Annotated in this window: 8 protein-coding genes; 2 read left to right on the top strand and 6 right to left on the bottom strand. The window is 50.4% G+C overall.

Features of this window, described 5'->3' with window-relative positions:
• Position 1: 1 nt before the first annotated feature.
• Positions 2-1,753 (top strand): sensor histidine kinase, encoded by a 1,752-nt coding sequence (locus ADU23_RS14065; protein WP_053374315.1) that lies wholly within the window; start codon positions 2-4, stop codon positions 1,751-1,753.
• 9 nt (positions 1,754-1,762) lie between these two features.
• On the opposite strand, the gene ADU23_RS14060 is transcribed toward ADU23_RS14065, so the two are convergent.
• The 3 genes from ADU23_RS14060 to ADU23_RS14050 all read right to left on the bottom strand — a co-directional run bounded on the left by ADU23_RS14060 (position 1,763) and on the right by ADU23_RS14050 (position 6,576).
• Positions 1,763-4,864: a hybrid sensor histidine kinase/response regulator gene (locus ADU23_RS14060; protein ID WP_053377628.1), complete on the bottom strand. Its 3,102-nt coding sequence runs from the start codon at positions 4,862-4,864 to the stop codon at positions 1,763-1,765.
• A gap of 182 nt (positions 4,865-5,046) precedes the next feature.
• A complete protein-coding gene (locus tag ADU23_RS14055; protein WP_053374314.1) occupies positions 5,047-5,889 on the bottom strand; it encodes a PPK2 family polyphosphate kinase in 843 nt (280 codons plus the stop codon).
• Positions 5,890-6,576 carry a M50 family metallopeptidase gene (locus tag ADU23_RS14050; RefSeq protein WP_063846000.1) on the bottom strand — a complete coding sequence of 229 codons (687 nt, stop codon included), beginning with the start codon at positions 6,574-6,576 and terminating at the stop codon, positions 5,890-5,892. It abuts the gene before it with no gap.
• Positions 6,577-6,694: 118 nt separating this feature from the next.
• On the opposite strand from ADU23_RS14050, the gene ADU23_RS14045 reads away from it, so the two are divergent.
• Positions 6,695-7,513: an alpha/beta fold hydrolase gene (locus tag ADU23_RS14045; protein ID WP_053374312.1), complete on the top strand. Its 819-nt coding sequence runs from the start codon at positions 6,695-6,697 to the stop codon at positions 7,511-7,513.
• A gap of 104 nt (positions 7,514-7,617) precedes the next feature.
• Here the strand turns inward: ADU23_RS14045 and ADU23_RS14040 are convergent, their stop codons facing one another.
• The 3 genes from ADU23_RS14040 to ADU23_RS14030 all read right to left on the bottom strand — a co-directional run bounded on the left by ADU23_RS14040 (position 7,618) and on the right by ADU23_RS14030 (position 14,403).
• Positions 7,618-8,259, bottom strand: coding sequence for a hypothetical protein (locus ADU23_RS14040; protein WP_053374311.1), 642 nt, complete (start codon positions 8,257-8,259; stop codon positions 7,618-7,620).
• 514 nt (positions 8,260-8,773) lie between these two features.
• Positions 8,774-9,304 carry a type 1 glutamine amidotransferase domain-containing protein gene (locus tag ADU23_RS14035; RefSeq protein WP_053374310.1) on the bottom strand — a complete coding sequence of 177 codons (531 nt, stop codon included), beginning with the start codon at positions 9,302-9,304 and terminating at the stop codon, positions 8,774-8,776.
• Positions 9,305-9,450: 146 nt separating this feature from the next.
• Positions 9,451-14,403 carry a DUF4132 domain-containing protein gene (locus ADU23_RS14030; protein ID WP_053374309.1) on the bottom strand — a complete coding sequence of 1,651 codons (4,953 nt, stop codon included), beginning with the start codon at positions 14,401-14,403 and terminating at the stop codon, positions 9,451-9,453.
• Positions 14,404-14,418 lie beyond the last annotated feature (15 nt).

Here is a 14,418-nt window from a genome sequence, read left to right as displayed (position 1 = left end):
CATGACGATAAGACGCCAGTTGACGATGCGGTTTGTTCTTCAGCTCGCAATCGCCGGCTTAGTTGTCCTTCTAATCGCTTCCATGACGGTCATCTGGGTAATCAAACGTTTTGCTGATATTAGCATCTCCCATGACTTCGCTTCAGTAGGGCTTGCACGGCTTGTTGAATCTTCGGAGCTTGGCAAAGATGGCATTCGATTCGATCCGCATCTGCTTGAGCAGGTGAAAAAAAACGGCGGCTGGCTGCAAAGCTTGGACGAAAATGGCCAGGTCGAAAATTCATACAATACGCCTAAGGACGTTCCTCTGCGCTATAATCCCGGAGAGCTGATCGCATTTTGGAGAGGAGCAAAACCTTTTCCTTATCATCTTTATTTGTGGATTCAAGATAAAGGCGGCAAGCGCTATACGCTGCTGTACGGTGCTCCTAACTATACAGGCCTCTTATTAAATGCTGCTGCCCGCAGCGGGAAATTATCTTCTGACGGAAAGCTGCTGCTTCCAGATGAGGCTACGGAGAAGCTCAATCGAATCGAAGGTTTCGTTCAATTGCTTGATTCAGCCGGCAATGAGCTAGCTTCCTATAATAAACCTAAATCGATACCGGCTACATACTCGCTCCAGGAGCTGGCGCTTCGAACGATGTACAATAGCGTGTACGGATTCCGCCTCGATTCCGCTTTTGAGGATGAGACAGGGCGTACATGGATAATCGGCGTGCCGAATGCGAAAGGGAGCACCCGAGGGGATGCCTTGCTTATACCCGCTGAAGTAAAAGTGGTGCTGATTGCCGTTATTACGATGTTCTCCGCCATTCTTGCCCTGTTCCTGCTGCTCTCGCTGTGGAATGCCCATCGGTTCGGCATGCCGATGCTTCATATGCTCACTTGGCTGGATGCGCTGGGCAAGGGAGTGTATAAGGAGCCTGCCGATCATCGAGGCGTCCCCCATAGCCGAACGCGATCGGGCAAGTGGCGACGCCGTTACCGTGTTTTTGCGGATGTCATGTTCTCGATTGACAAGCTTTCAGGAACGCTGCAGCGCGACCAAGCCATGAGGCGTCAAACCGATAGCTTGCGGGAGGAATGGATCGCCGGAATTACGCATGATTTGAAAACGCCTCTGTCATCCATTAAGGGATATGCGCATTTGCTGGCGGAGCCTAAGTATGAGTGGTCATCGGAGGAGGTACGTGAATTTTCAAGCCATATGCTCGACAAATCTGCGCATATGGATATGCTGATCAGCGATCTTGCGATGACTTATCGACTGAGGACAGGGGTTCGTCCGCCGGAGGCAGAGGAAGTTGATCTGAATAGCTGGCTGCAAGAAGCGCTTAAGCAAGCAGCCGCCAACCCCGACTATGGCATGGGTAGAATTACGTTTCATGCACCCGGCAGAGCCGTAATCGTTAAGCTCTATACCCCATGGCTAGAGCGGGTCGTTAACAATTTGACAGCGAACTCACTGCTTCATAATCCGCCTGATACGTTGCTTGACGTAACCCTTTTGGCAGATGAGGGGCTCACGATACAGTTCGCAGATAACGGCGCCGGAATGGATGAGGATACATTAAACAAGCTGTTCGAGCGTTATTACCGGGGTACGGATACTTCCGCAACGCCGAATGGAACAGGCCTTGGAATGGCCGTGTCCAAAGGGTTGATCGAAGCCATGGGAGGCAGGATTACCGTGGAGACCGCTCTAGGCAAAGGAACGGTCATCCGGTTAATTTGGGATCACATCGAATGAATATACGGCTTACTCGATCGATTTAGGAAGCTGAGGCACCTCGAAGGTTATCGTCGTGCCCTCTTCGCTTTTACTTGCAATGTTAAGGCCTTGCCCATACAAAGACATTAAGCGCCGATGGATATTTACGAGTCCAACTCCCGTTCGTTTTCGTTGGTCATGCCCTTGCAAAAGAGTGCCCATCTCCCTCTGCTTCATTCCCACCCCGTCATCCGATATGGAAATGAACAGGTTTGTCTCCGTATGCCTAACGGCGAGCACAATCGTGCCGCCTGCACTCTTCTGCATTACGCCATGCCTTACTGCATTTTCTACGATCGGCTGAATGCTGAGCGGCGGAATATAGGCATCTGTTGGCTCATCTATATCATAGATGATTCGGAGCCGCTCTCCGAAACGCGCTTGCTCAATTGCCATATAAGCTTGAACGAGCTCCAGCTCCTTCTCCAAGCTCACAACCTGCTCGCGATTTTGGAAGTCGAAGCTGCTGCGCAAATAATAGCTCAAATCCAAAAGCAACTCCGCCGCTTTCTCCGGATCGACAGGACAAATCGAGATAATCGTATTCATCGCGTTATATAGAAAGTGAGGTTTGATTTGAGCTTGCAAAAAAGCCATCTCTGAGCGAATCGCCGCTTGCACGGATTGGCGCAGCTCCAGCAGCGTCCGCACGCGAGCGCGCAGAACAGCACTATCGACGGGCTTAGTCAAAAAGTCGTTTACGCCTGCGCTGAAGCCCGTCTGAATATCGCCGGCAAAATTTCTCGCGGTAAACATCAGCACCGGCAGCTCCGATAACGCATAGCGCTCACGGATTCGCCGGGAGAGCTCCAGTCCCGACATTCCGGGCATCATCCAGTCCGTAATGACAAGATCGATGCGTCCCTTGCCTGCCAATACCTCCAAAGCTTCTGCTCCGTTATCAACCGGAATGACCGAATAATGGTCAATCGACAGCAGATTGATTAACACCTGCAAGTTAACAGGATCATCATCAACGATGAGCACGGTAAACTCAGACGTGTCGTTCACTTGAATGGCGGCAGCGGCTTCTTGTTCTGCAGCTTGAACGATATGACCTGCCCGCTCCTCAATCAGGCTTGTTTTGGCTATAGCGGTGACGCTGGCCGCAGGCAAGGTGAAATAAAACACAGACCCTGTGCCAAGCTCCGATTGCACGCCGATCTGCCCATCGTTCAGCTCAACGAGCTTCTTCGTAATGTTCAGGCCGATTCCCGTTCCGCTGTAGCTCCCTTGTAAATCAGGAGCAGCAAGACTGCTATAAGGCTCGAATATATCGCTCAGCCGATCCCAAGCAATGCCGATTCCCGTATCTCGCACGCTAATTTTCACCATCTGGTCTCGAACTTCCGCATACATGCCAATCTCGCCTTGATGGGTAAACTTCACCGCATTGCCTAGCAAATTAAACAAAATTTGCCGAAGCCGATCCTCATCCGTATCGAGCAGAGGGAGCTGGTCTGGCCACTCCTGCGTGAGCCTTATTCCTTTTTTGGCGGCTAAATGTCCAATGACCTCCATTACTGACTGTGCGGTTGCCGGCAAATCAACAGGCTGCCGGTTCAAGACCAGCTCCCCGTTGCGTAAAGTAGAGAAGTCCAAAATATCATGGATAAGATAATTCAGCCTTCTTCCTGTCGATACGATCATCGAGAGCTGGCGAGCTTGATTCGGATTGGTTGGCCCCGCTACTCCCTCAAGCAATGATTCCGCAATATTGACGATGCCGTGAAGGGGAGTCCGCAGCTCATGCGATGTATTCGCCATAAATTCATCCTTCAGTCCATCGAGCGTCAGAAGCCTTTGCGACAGCTCCTCCACTTTGTAGAAGGAGTGCGAAAACCGTCTAGCGAGCATAACGACCTGAACAATAACGAATATGAGCAATTCGAACGATAGAAAAAAAAGATTTTCCAGCATCCCCATTACATTCATTAGGGTGACCATGATATAAACCAGCATACTTATAGCGCTCAGCAGCAAATAAATCGCGTCGCGCGAGCGCAGCAGCACGCCCCTGACAAGCGTATACATCTGGACGCTGTAAACTAAAAATGAAGGTAATGAAACGAGCATAAACCACTGGGAATACAGTATCGTCGGCACAAAGACCGCTCCTATAATAGCGCCGATTGTCACGGCATTGCATACTCGCCATACCGTTTTGTTGACCGCTCGCGGCACCGACACATTCACATACTGCAGAATAAAGTAATACCCGCAGGTCGAGGATATATTTTGCAGCTTCATGACCCAATCGTAATTCAGCCCCGGCCATACGATCGATATGAGCTTCTCGCCATGCGTCAGCACATACACCAATATCGCCAAACAAAACAACGCCAAGTAAAGCAAGGATCGCTCCTGCCTCCGCATATAAAACAAAAGCAGAAAAAAGAAAGAGAACATCGCAAATCCGCCAACGTTCAAAAAGTCCCCGAACATCGCCAGCTCTCGGCTCTTCCTAATCTCATCCTCGTGTCCGAACCAAATGGGATAAATGATGCCGCCAGATGCGTAGTTGAAATTGGAAACCTGAACGATCACCTCAACCTGATTGCCCCGTACCGATACAAACTCTACATAAGGAACATTGTTAGACTCTCCTGTCTCATTCGTATCGCTGGGTATTCCGCTTGCGCCCGCTTCCCTGCCATTCAGAAACACTTTATTCGCCATTCGGATGTTCGTTGTGCGTATGCCAAACATTGTCTCATCTTTATGGTTGCTCAGCTCTACCATTAATCGATAGGTACCGAACCCTGCGGCCTCTGGATTTCCCGTTTCAGAAATATAGTCATTCCACTGTCCTGGCACAGGAAAGAGACCTGTAAGCTCAGGCCTCTTGCTTGCCGCAGGCGCCGCATCGGCAAATTGCTCGGGCGTCAGCAGCTGATTGCGATAAAACTCCCATTCCCCTTTTAGTGGAACAAGACCGTCCGTGTCAAAATTCCAATCCCGCAAATCGAGAACGCCTCCGCTAGACCTCGGTGCGTCCGGACTCGCTATATGATTATAAAAATATCCATATACAGGAAAAGAAACAACGATTAGAAAAAATAAAGCGATTAACCACCATTGCTTTCTCATCCGATTATTGCTCTTTTGCATAAATCCCCCTATTTTCCTTCATCCGCATCTCTTAAATTTCCATATTTATAATAACATGCGATAGAATAATGGACTACTAGGGAGCTATAAAGATATAGCTAGCGAGCAACAAAGCGAAGCTAAGGAGCAACAAAAGCAAAGCTAAGGTCCAATAAAGACGGTTAGCCTTCTTCTTTCTTCATATCTGCCAGCAGCAGCTGCAGCTCGGGATTGGCGGGCGGCTCATTTAGATCCAAGCTACGCAAAGCTTCGACTGCGATTTGGAGCACGGCGTAATTGCGATACCAGCGATGATCGGAGGGGACCACATGCCATGGCGCCTCTTTGCTGCATTTTTCGAACAGCTCTTCGTAGTACTCGCGGTACTGCTTCCATGATTTGCGTTCCTGCAGATCGGCCGGGTCGAACTTCCAGTTTTTGCTTGGATCCTCGATGCGGCTAACGAGCTTCTCAAGCTGGAACTGCTTCGAGATATGCAAAAAGACTTTAACGACCTTCACGCCGCTCTCGGCGAGCATGGCTTCAAAATGATTAATATGCTTAAAACGCTGCTTGGCCTCCTCGTCCTTTACCTTGCCATGTACTCTCGTAATGAGTACTTCCTCGTAATAGGAACGGTTAAACACAGCAATTTGGCCAAGGGCGGGAACGGCACAATGCGCTCTCCATAAAAAATCATGCCGCGCTTCCTCCTCCGTCGGCGCCTTAAAGCTGTGGGCAGAAATGCCCTGCGGATGCAGTCCGGCAAACACTTTTTTGATGACGCCGTCCTTCCCGCTGCAATCCATGCCCTGAAAAACAAACAGCACCGCATGCTTTTTGCCGGCTGCCAGCTTCTCTTGCAGCTCCTGCAGCTCCAGCTCAAGCTCCTTTACTTCTTTAGCGACCTCATCTTTATTTTGAAAGCGGCCTGTATCCTTCGGATCAATGTCCGTTAAGTCCACCTTTTTTCGCGCGGGCAACTTATTGTTCTTTGACACTCTCGCCACAACCTTCCCAGTCATTTATCTACTTATTTGTATCCCACTAGCCTTTCTTCTAAACAAATAGCCGATCGCGATTTTGGCGCACCAGAGCGCAAAGATACAAAAGATCGCTGACCATACAAAGGCTGGTAAGAATGTAACGCCGCTCAGGCTGGCTGCATCTCCCGCCGAAGCCGGCTCGGTAACCGCAAGATAAAATAAGATAAACGGACTAATGACCGACTCCACCAGGCAAATGAAAGCAAGAAGCAAGTAATAACCGGTTCGCAGCCAGCCTGGCGCGGCAAAACAAATAAGTACCGTCAACGCCGTAAAGCCTGCGCTCCATGCCATGCCGTAGCCATTGCGAACGAATAGCGCGAGTGCGACCCCGGCAGCTATCGCGATTAAAGCGAGTCCGAAGCGCTCCTTGCCCTTCGCATGCAGAAAGAACAACAGCAACGAAAACACCGCGGAGCCGGTGTATCCGGCAAGCGCAATCGGGATGATCATCCAGCTGTCCGTATAAGCCGTGTAAGTCACCCCGCTCTGGTCAGCGAACAAGTAAATATGCATGACGTTTCCTTTTAGCAGCAGTGTTACAAGCGCGTGGGCAAGCTCGTGAACCAATGTGTTCACATTTTGAAAAAATGCCGAAAACGGGATGAATCGAGTCAAAAATACGGTGACGATAACGATTACCGCCATCCTAAGCCAAGAAAACATGCTCCAGCCTCCAATCCGCTGTCTTTATTTTAACTCTTCATACGGCTGAAAAAGATTTATTTTTCAAATCGTCCTTAAATGGGTAAAAAAAGATATAGACCACGAGAGGAGAGATTCGATGGGACATTACATTGAGGTTGAAAAAAATGTGCGATTATTTGTTGAGGATATCGGCTCCGGCCCCCCTGTTATCTTCCTGCATGGCTGGCCGCTGAACAGCCGGATGTTTGAATATCAGTTTACTTTGCTCTCTGAGCAGGGCTTTCGCTGCATTGGGATTGACCAGCGAGGCTTCGGAAAATCTTACGCCCCGGCAACAGGCTATGGCTATGATCGGCTCGCCGACGACGTAAAAGCGGTGATCGATTATTTGAAGCTGGATCAAGCTTATCTTGTAGGCTTCTCTGTGGGCGGCGCAATAGCTGTCCGCTACATGGCGCGCCACGGAGGCTATGGCATCCGCAAGCTTGCGCTGCTTGGCGTTGCTGCTCCGTCGTTTACCCAGCGGGATGATTTTCCGTATGGCATGAAGAGAGAGGATGCGGATGCGCAAATCGCCGCCGTCAAAAAAGACCGGCCGCAGCTGCTGCGCGACTTCGGGGACAAGTTTTTGGCAAAAGGCGCGGATGCCGATGTGATAAGCGAGCCTTTTAAGGATTGGCTGCAGCAGCTTGGCCTTGAGGCATCCGCATGGGGTACGGTTCGGACGTTTGAGTCGCTTCGCGACGAGGATTTGCGTGCTGACATCCTGCAAATTAAGACAGCTACAACGATTTTCCATGGCTCGCTGGACACGATCTGCCCGCCCGAGCTTGCGAAGCAGCAGCTGAATGGCATAGACGGCTCGACGCTCGTTACGTTTGAACAAAGCGGCCACGGCATGCTGTTCGATGAACCGGCGAGGTTCAATAAGGAGCTGCTGGCGTTTTTGAAATAAACATGCTTCAATAGCTTGCACTGACGCGAATCATCCATTAAAAAACGCCTCTAACCCCACTTGCGTCGTGGTTGTTGAGGCGTTTTGTTGGGGCCAGCAGGAGGTTATGGGGTTATGTCGCTAGATAGCTGCTCTTGATACTTAGCCAATAAGTAGTGGAAGCGCTGGAAATCGCTCGTCAGCACTTTGATTTTTCTTTTTAGTCTAGCTTTTTTCTTATGGTCATCATCGCCGTTCATCAGCTGATCGATATTTTTATCCAGCTTCTCACGCAGCGCCAGTATAAGGCCGATCGAAATATGGGACCTTGCCATCTCCTGCAAATCTGCGGCGAGCGCTTCCCCCAGGTGATCCATCGCAAACTTTTGCCTGCGTAATTTTTTTTCAATCTTGATATGCTCAGGTGTAAAGTCTTCGCGGTAATCCTGTCCAGGAACCTGATTCCAAAATGCATTCCATTGCTCTAACTCGCCAACCTCGTATAATAAAAATTTATGAAAACCGCACAACCATGCCGTACAGCTCGTATTTCGCTTCTGGCAGCCTACCCCGTCAAGCAGATGCTGGCAGCCGTTGCAGCATGAGCCGCTGTTTGCGATACAAACCTTACAAATATGATCTGCTCCCAGCTCATTCAAGGCGGTTAGTCCCGCGTCGATAAGCTCAGCTTTACTCACCAATGAGGATGAGTGAATACTCGAATCAGCAGACTTGTCCATTTCTTGATCAAATGCAGTATCGGGCATTCAGGCACGCCCTCCTTAAAAATGAAGTCATTATAACTAAAATATACTTCAAATAGATATGGAAAACAATTTCACCCGTTTCATCTTGCTGGCTTTCCCTCGCATATCTTATACACCAGTAACGTCGGACACTGTCAATTGAACAGATCTGAATTAACGGGAAATTATCCTGCTAATATTTATTTGGAAGCCTGATAAACCCATTTAGCTGGAAATACTCCCGTTAATAAGAGCAAATTGAACCCATATCGATCAAAAATGAATAATTAACAGGAGTAATTCCTGCTAACCCTGATTTTTGTTCAAAATTCGTGAAATTAACGGGAGTATTTCCTGTTAATCTTTTTTCAGAGCATTTTCGGTTTGGCGGGAGGCTCGTAGCTGGGGGCTGGGGCTCGGGTGCACAAGCTCTCTCATTAACACACCAATCTGTTCACACACAAAAAAAAGAAAACGAGCAGCTAGAATGGCTTCCAGTGCTCGCACTCCCTATTCAACATCCATTAAGCTCAGCTTACCATGCGTTTACGCCAAGCTTGCCAATCGTCTCGCGGATGAAGGCGGGCTCGTCCTCCGGCGTCCGTGACGTAACCCAGTTGCGGTCCACGACAACCTCTTTGTCGACGAAGTTTCCTCCCGCAGCTTTGATCTCTGACGAGATGCCCGGATACGAGGTTAGCGTACGGCCTTTGAGCAGGCCTGCTGCCTCCAAAATTTGCGGTCCGTGGCAAATAGCCGCGATCGTCGTGCCCGCTTGATCGGCTTCCTTGACGAAGGCTTGCACATCCGCATTATTCATGAGGTGGGATGGCGATTTGCCGCCAGGAATAATAATGGCTGCATAATCATCCGCCTTCGCCTCTGCAATGCCCAAATGCGAAGTATAGGCAATCGTGCCCTGCTTCCCTTTCAGCTCCTCATTGCTCCTCAAGCTGATAATAACGGCTTCATGCCCGTTTTTAACCATTTCATCATATGGATTTTTCATCTCGGAATCTTCAAAATCGTTGGCCAGTAGAAAAGCGACTTTTTTCGCCTGCGACATTTTAAACACGCTCCTTTCTGTATTCAAACCATAATGTACTTTACCCCAATTCCGGCATTTTGAAGCATGACCGCTCTCTAACGCGATTGTCCACGTAACGAAAAAAAGGGAGCCATAATCGGCCCCCTTCTCCTCTCATCCCGTTGCTATGCTTGCAGCTGCGCTAAAATTTGCGGGTCCTTCAGCTTGGCGTCCTGTGCCAGCAGTACGATTTTGGACAAAATCTCCGCTGTCTTCGGATCTTCATCCATGAAGGGCAGGAACAACCTCCCGCGATGCTGCGAATGGACGGGTACAATGGAGAGCGCACCCTTCGCCTGCTTATGAACCATACCGCTGCCCAGATGCACGCTGTACTCGCCAAGCTTGCCTGCGATCAACGCATGATTGCCCTCGAGGCGCACATTGTCGATCTTAAGCAGCCGCAGCGATTCGCGTACGATAGCTGTACGAATGCCAATCGTAGTAAGGCTTGCCTCCGGATCGACGCCGCCGACATGAGCCACGCTGACGACCAAATCAACGTCTCTCATCACCTCTGAGAAAATCAAGCTTGGCACCTGCGCAATATCCAAGCCTTTAAGTGTATGGCGATCAAAGAAACGAACCGTTTCCAGCGTCGGACTCTCGATATCGGAGGGAGAGAACCAATCGGCAAGCGCATAAATGCTGGCGATGACGTTCTCCTTGTAAAATACCTTTTGCAAGCCCTCTTCATAGCTTACCGTCCATCTTCGGCCTTTGAGGAGACTGACCGTTTTGCGCGGCTGCACCTGATGCCCAGCATACCGGCGCGACAACGAGCCGCTTGCAAGCTCATCGCCATTTGGCACGTAAAGCTCCCTGAAAATTTGCTTGAACGGCTGCTTCACTTGGCGGTCGAACAAGTCCTTCTGATAGGAGCTCCACTGTCCGCTTTCAAAGAAATGGAGCGGATGCGCGATGACCAGCTGCTCGCCATCCTTCACCTCATAGCGATCTCCCTGCGGGCTATTGAGCGTTCCCGTCTCCGCGTCGAAAAACCCTAGCGACTCGCCAGACTTGAATACGAGCACGCCCACTAATGGAGACAGGACAGGATTGCGAGCCAGCTTGCTGACTTCCTGCAAAGTGAAGCCGCTGCCCGCTTCCATCGAGCGCTCAAGCTCGGCACGTGCTCTTCTATACTGCTCCGTAAGCTCGGCTTTTGTCTCTTTGAGCACTGTAATGTACTCATTTTTCTTATATGCCGCGGGAACCGACTTCAATTCCTTGCCATGCTTCAGCACGCGAATATCGGTTTTGCCATCGCCGTCGATAACGAGCTGCGCGGTCAAAATATCATCCAGCGCATGCGGCTCGAAATAATGGAGAAGCTCATCCAGCTTCCTGCCTTCCATATCCCAAGTTAAGCGAATCACGTCGGCGTAACCCGCATTGCGAGCCAGATTATCGAGCGCGATGCTCGCCGTCTTCGCTTCACTTGCCCGGCGCTGAGCGCCGAATGTCTTGCTTTCCTTCAAAAACTGCTGAATAAACGTATAGCGCCCCAGCACGTCACGCGTTTGGCTGCCCCCTTCGCCGAACGGAAGCAGGCTGTAGCTGAGCAAGTGATCCTTATTCCGCTTCTCCGACGCGGAAGCATACAGCTCGGCAAGCTTCAGCTTACCGAGCACAGCGTCTGCGAACAGCTGTGACCGCCTGTGGTTCGAGCCTGCCGATATATATTTCGCGCATTGGTAAAGCAGCTGGAATTTCTCTTCTCCAAGCTCCTCGTACGCTTGCCTGAACCAATCGATATCGAATGCGCCATCGTTAAAATCCTGCGGTGAAATCGGCGAATATTGGGCAACAATCGTCTCCTTCTCCGCCGAGAACGATTCATTGATATGCGCGTGAAAATACCATGCAGCGCTGCGAAGGCCGCTCCAGCCCAAGTGGCGCGACACGAGTTCAACCCACTGCGGCGCATACATTGCGGCTTCCAGCAGCCTTGTCTCCGCGATGCTGCGACCCTTCAGCAGCTCAGCCATCAAAGCTTCGTCCTCATCCTTGCGGGGATGGCATACCTTTAGCAGATGGCTGAACGTCTCCTTCTTCGTCACATCTCTTCCGTATCCATAAATATAGCCGCGCACAAACGATTCCTTATCGAGCCCTGCCAGTATCGCGAGAAAATGCTCCATCCCGTCGATATGCTGAATGCTCGTCGCCAGATTCGTCACCTCAGTAGCCAGGTCCCCGCGATTCAGCTCGATTTCTAAAATGCGCAGCACGACTTTCTCCTTGAACTCGATCAACTGCGGATATTGCTCCAGCAGCTTACTTTGCGGATTCGTAAGCTGCCTGATATGATTGCTGCTTTGCGGCCTTGCGATCAGCTCCCTAAGCAGCTCATGCTCATCAATAACACCCAAGCTGTATGCTCGCGCAAAATCGGATAAAGTCAGCAGATGGTTGTCATAGCCATTCATTTCATAGAGGTGGTAATAAGTGCGGAAGCATGCGATAAACGATTCGTCGTCATGAACATTCGCGCGTACCCATCTCCCCCAAAAGCTCGTGTACAAATCGAGAAGCTGACTCTCCTGAGCGACGCGTTCGGCAGGAAAACATTGAATAATTAAGTTTAACACGTGATTCGCCGGCTCAAATTGCTCTTGCTTATCGCATTGCTCCACGTAAGCGCCAATCAGCTTATTCACTTGCTGTCCATAAGGCAAATTCTCAAACAGGCCAAAAGCTTCACGCAGCGTTTCCACCTGATAGAGCTGCTCCAACAGCTCTTTTCGCCAGCCCTCAGCCGGCTCATAAGAAGAACTTCTCCAGTGCTCAAGCTCGCCGTAATAATAGCCGCATAGCGTCTTCTGCGTTCGGTAAAAATCAAGCTGCAGCAGCTCGGCTGCGCCAAAGCCGCTCTCCTCCAAATAATCCGCCCATACTTGCGAGAGCGGATACCGCTCCAGAGCTGGCGTAGTATCCTCTGAATCGTAGCTCCAACTCAGCTCTGTCAGCCGGGCGCCGATGAGAAGAGACTGCCTCGCGCCCGAATAATCGAGCATTTCGTATTCATGCTCACGATGAAGATGAACGAGATCCGCAAGTCCCGTGACAAAATCACGGATTTGCTCGGTCGTAAGGTCAAAGCGGCTTCGCGCCTCCTGAAGCGCAGAGAACGGAAGCTGCTCTCTGCTCGTAAGCTCCGCGTCTACCGCAGCGGGATCAAATAACCCGAGACCGTTGCTCAGCGTGTACGAGTCCTGCTGCTTCAGCTTTGCAATCAGCAGACGCTCTTTATCGGTTGGCTCCGCAATCGAGTCCACCTCGTCCTGCAGCGCGTTCGAAAGCTCGGCATGCGCCGGCTCATCCTTCATCTCCGTCAGCAGCTCCAGCGCGGCAAGGCGCTGCAGCTCGTTACGGCTTTGCAGCAGAAGCGCCAGAGCCGCTTCCAATTGGCGGGCAGGCTGCTTCAGCAGCAAACCGATGGCCCCCTGGCGCAGCGATCCCGTCTTTAGCTTCAGCAGAGCAGTAACCGCGTCGATTTCATCTTCGCTCAGCTCCAAATTCGCGGCCTTTAAAATAGCCAGCTCGCGATTGCTCATGCTTTTATCCGACAAGCTTGCAATGAGAAAGGAGCGTTGCACGCTATTCGATACGTCATTCATAAAATATTTAAGCAGCTCGCCCCTTTGATCTGGACCGAGCGCATCCTTCATAGCAACAAGCTCAGCAATCCAATCGATATCCATGTCATGCGCCGTCAAGAAGAGCAGCTTCCGAACGATCATATCCGAGGAATACGTATAGCCGATCCAATCAAACACTTGCGACTTTGCGGTTATCTCCTTTGCAGGCATGGCGCTTAGCATCAGCTTGAACTGTTCGTACTGCTGCCTTCTTGCTTCTTTATCCGACAAGTACGATGACTGCTTCAGCTCAAGACGCGATTTATTCTCGCCATCCGCTCTCTCCCACTTATAAGAGTAATCGAGAGAGTAATTGGATACGAGCCAATATTGCAGCTCTTTATTCGTTTCGCCCAGCCAATCCTTAGCGATTGCGAAGCGGACATCTTCGTTTTGGCTTTGCGCCAGCATATATTGCGCCACGATTTTGCGATAGTCATCCTTGCTCGTCATGAGGAAGCGGATCTTGTCATAAAGCTGCTGCTCCTCCCGGACGGCAATGGCCCATAGGCTCATATACAGCTCGTTCACGTTGCTGCTCGCAAGTCCCTCCTCACAAGCTGAGGCATCGGCAAGGCATCTTGCGGCAAATTCAAGATTTTTCTTCGCTACCCGCGAATTAGCAGCTTCCAGCCCTAAGCCGGTCCATACATCTAGCGCCCTAATAACCGAGCTATAGCGAATCAAATCATGCTCGATTACGACCTCAAGCATATACTGCATCGCTTCGATCGTACCCTCATCCATCGCTTCAACGATGCTTTGGCGGAGGCCCTCCTGCAATCTGGCGGCGACGAGCAGCTCCCCAAGCATCCGATAAGCCTCAAGGCTGTGGCTGAGGAAAATGCCTGAAATCATGCTGCGCGACAAAAGTGCCGTGTTGTTATCACCATATATAATATCTTTTAACGCGGTCATAACCGCTTCATTGTTATCGTCAATGCCATATGCAATAATGTCGGCAATGGCCGTTTTGGGAAATTGGTAGTCATTTTCTGCTATGTAATTGGCTTTCGTCAAATATTCGATCACGGAGAACTGACGGCCATTCAAGTAGAATAAGGAAATCATTTTTGCCAGCAATCGATCGAGATGCAGACGCTGCTCCCTTGTTCGGAAGGGCCTGCGCGCATAACCCGTGCTATAAGGATATTCGGTTGCGTACGTCGCCATATAGCGGAAAACATGAGCATATGAATCATCCAGCAGCTCAGCGATAATCTCAGCAAGCGGCTCGAACAGCTGCTGCTCCTCACCCGATGCCAAGACGAGAAGCTGCTCCTTTATTTGTCCGCTGATCTCATAGTCGTTATAGCCGCGCTCGCTGATTTGTACAAGCAGCCCAGCCAGACGCTTATGCGAATCCGAAAGCGTCAGCTCATCCACCTTATCCTTCATATTTTGAAAATACAGCTTTTGCTCTCCTCTTTCCATCCTCGCAGCCTCCTT

The organism is Paenibacillus sp. FJAT-27812 (assembly GCF_001273905.1).
Lineage (GTDB): Bacteria > Bacillota > Bacilli > Paenibacillales > Paenibacillaceae > Pristimantibacillus.
Note: the sequence above shows the minus strand (reverse complement) of the source record. Positions and strands in the feature narration are given on the sequence as shown.

Excerpts from the sequence above, each read along its gene's own strand:
- ADU23_RS14065 (WP_053374315.1), top strand. The coding sequence starts at position 2 with ATGACGATAAGACGCCAGTTGACGATGCGGTTTGTTCTTCAGCTCGCA.
- ADU23_RS14060 (WP_053377628.1), bottom strand. The coding sequence starts at position 4,864 with ATGAGAAAGCAATGGTGGTTAATCGCTTTATTTTTTCTAATCGTTGTT.
- ADU23_RS14055 (WP_053374314.1), bottom strand. The coding sequence starts at position 5,889 with ATGACTGGGAAGGTTGTGGCGAGAGTGTCAAAGAACAATAAGTTGCCC.
- ADU23_RS14050 (WP_063846000.1), bottom strand. The coding sequence starts at position 6,576 with ATGTTTTCTTGGCTTAGGATGGCGGTAATCGTTATCGTCACCGTATTT.
- ADU23_RS14045 (WP_053374312.1), top strand. The coding sequence starts at position 6,695 with ATGGGACATTACATTGAGGTTGAAAAAAATGTGCGATTATTTGTTGAG.
- ADU23_RS14040 (WP_053374311.1), bottom strand. The coding sequence starts at position 8,259 with ATGCCCGATACTGCATTTGATCAAGAAATGGACAAGTCTGCTGATTCG.
- ADU23_RS14035 (WP_053374310.1), bottom strand. The coding sequence starts at position 9,304 with ATGTCGCAGGCGAAAAAAGTCGCTTTTCTACTGGCCAACGATTTTGAA.
- ADU23_RS14030 (WP_053374309.1), bottom strand. The coding sequence starts at position 14,403 with ATGGAAAGAGGAGAGCAAAAGCTGTATTTTCAAAATATGAAGGATAAG.